Genomic DNA, 2,856 nt, shown 5'->3' on the forward strand with positions numbered 1-2,856 from the left:
TGCAACGCGAAGAACCTTACCTGGGTTTGACATATAGAGGATCGCCGGAGAGATTCGGTTTGCCTTGTGCCTTCTATACAGGTGGTGCATGGCTGTCGTCAGCTCGTGTCGTGAGATGTTGGGTTAAGTCCCGCAACGAGCGCAACCCTTGTCTCATGTTGCCAGCACGTAATGGTGGGGACTCGTGAGAGACTGCCGGGGTCAACTCGGAGGAAGGTGGGGATGACGTCAAGTCATCATGCCCCTTATGTCCAGGGCTTCACACATGCTACAATGGCGCGTACAGAGGGCTGCGATACCGTGAGGTGGAGCGAATCCCTTAAAGCGCGTCTCAGTTCGGATTGGGGTCTGCAACTCGACCCCATGAAGTCGGAGTCGCTAGTAATCGCAGATCAGCAACGCTGCGGTGAATACGTTCCCGGGCCTTGTACACACCGCCCGTCACGTCATGAAAGTCGGTAACACCCGAAGCCGGTGGCCTAACCCCTTGTGGGAGGGAGCTGTCGAAGGTGGGATTGGCGATTGGGACGAAGTCGTAACAAGGTAGCCGTACCGGAAGGTGCGGCTGGATCACCTCCTTTCTAAGGAGCATTTAGTGCCGTTTCGAGCCCGAGTGTGGTTCGGCGGTCGCTCAATTGGGTGGAACACTGACTTTCCTTTCCTGCCTTTGGGTGGGTGGGGTTCATCGATACACTGTTGGGTGTCTGAGAGGGCACGTTCTTCTCTTGCTGTTGCATGTCTGTGCTGACGTACTGGGCCTCGTTTGTGGGGTGTGGGTTGGTGGCGGTGTGATGGTGTGTGTTGTTTGAGAATTGTATAGTGGACGCGAGCATCAACTTCTGTTCCAGTTTTCTGGTTCAGTGGTTTTTGTTTCTGTAATTTTACATGTTTCTGTGTAAGCATTTTGTTTGTGTTTTTTTGGCGCTTTGATGTCATGAGGGCGCAGCGAGCATGCGTTGTTGTGTGTTTGGTGTGTGTTTTGTGTGTTGTAAGTGTCTAAGGGCGCACGGTGGATGCCTTGGCGCAAGGAGCCGATGAAGGACGTGGGAGGCTGCGATATGCCTCGGGGAGCTGTCAACCGAGCTGTGATCCGAGGATTTCCGAATGGGGAAACCCAGCACCAGTCATGTGGTGTTACCTGCCGCTGAATATATAGGCGGTGTGGAGGGAACGAGGGGAAGTGAAACATCTCAGTACCCTCAGGAAGAGAAAACAATAGTGATTCCGTGAGTAGTGGCGAGCGAAAGCGGATGAGGCTAAACCATGCACATGTGATACCGGGTAGGGGTTGTGTGTGTGGTGTTGTGGGGTTCATCTTTCCAGTTCTACCTGGCTGGACGACAGTAAGAAATCATCATGTTAGGTGAAGTGGCCTGGAATGGTCTGCCGGAGAGGGTGAGAGTCCTGTAACCGAAAACGTGGTGACTGTTGTGATGGATTCCCGAGTAGCAGCGGGCCCGTGAAATCCGCTGTGAATCTGCCGAGACCACTCGGTAAGCCTAAATACTACCTTGCGACCGATAGCGGACTAGTACCGTGAGGGAAAGGTGAAAAGTACCCCGGGAGGGGAGTGAAATAGTACCTGAAACCGTGTGCTTACAATCCGTCAGAGCCCTCGTTGTGGGGTGATGGCGTGCCTTTTGAAGAATGAGCCTGCGAGTCAGTGCTCGGTGGCGAGGTTAACCCGTTGTGGGGTAGCCGTAGCGAAAGCGAGTCCGAATAGGGCGTTTGAGTCGCCGGGTCTGGACCCGAAGCGGAGTGATCTACCCATGGCCAGGGTGAAGCAGCAGTAAGATGTTGTGGAGGCCCGAACCCACTTAGGTTGAAAACTGAGGGGATGAGCTGTGGGTAGGGGTGAAAGGCCAATCAAACTCCGTGATAGCTGGTTCTCCCCGAAATGCATTTAGGTGCAGCGTCACGTGTTTCTTGCCGGAGGTAGAGCTACTGGATGGCCGATGGGCCCTCACAGGTTACTGACGTCAGCCAAACTCCGAATGCCGGTAAGTGAGAACGTGGCAGTGAGACTGCGGGGGATAAGCTTCGTAGTCGAGAGGGAAACAGCCCAGATCGCCGGCTAAGGCCCCTAAGCGTGTACTAAGTGGAAAAGGATGTCCGGTCGCGAAGACAACCAGGAGGTTGGCTTAGAAGCAGCCACCCTTGAAAGAGTGCGTAATAGCTCACTGGTCTAGTGGCTGGGCGCCGACAATGTAGCGGGGCTCAAGTACACCGCCGAAGCCGCGGCACTCACAGTTTTGACTGTGGGTGGGTAGGGGAGCGTCGTGCAGCCGTAGAAGCAGCAGGGTGACCTAGTTGTGGAGGCTGCGCGAGTGAGAATGCAGGCATGAGTAGCGAATGACAAGTGAGAAACTTGTCCTCCGGATGACCAAGGGTTCCTGGGCTAGGTTAATCCTCCCAGGGTGAGTCGGGACCTAAGGCGAGGCCGACAGGCGTAGTCGATGGACAACGGGTTGATATTCCCGTACCCGTGTCAGATCGCCCCTGATGAATCAGTTGTACTAACCGTCCTGAAGCTCATCGATCACCTTCGGGTGACATTTGAGTGGATGCACGGGACCTCGGCTGGTAGTAGTCAAGCGATGGGGTGACGCAGGAAGGTAGTGGGGCCAGTCAGTGGTTGTACTGGTGTAAGCCTGTAGGGCGAGATCTAGGCAAATCCGGATCTCATTGAGCCTGAGAGGTGATGCGTAGCCGTTGCGGCGAATTCCATGATCCTATGCTGCCGAGAAAAGCCTCTAGCGAGATCTGATGTGGCCCGTACCCCAAACCAACACAGGTGGTCAGGTAGAGAATACCAAGGAGATCGAGAGAACTGTGGTTAAGGAACTCGGCAAAATG

The 2,856-nt window shown here is 54.7% G+C and carries 2 rRNA genes; both read left to right on the forward strand.

The features are described 5' to 3' along the window. A 16S ribosomal RNA gene (locus ABD108_RS22085) occupies positions 1–581 on the forward strand; the annotation flags it as partial. A 405-nt stretch (positions 582–986) separates the two neighbouring features. Further along, a 23S ribosomal RNA gene (locus ABD108_RS22090) occupies positions 987–2,856 on the forward strand; the annotation flags it as partial.

Origin of the sequence: Tsukamurella strandjordii (genome assembly GCF_039525985.1) — a bacterium.
GTDB classification, from domain to species: domain Bacteria; phylum Actinomycetota; class Actinomycetes; order Mycobacteriales; family Mycobacteriaceae; genus Tsukamurella; species Tsukamurella strandjordii.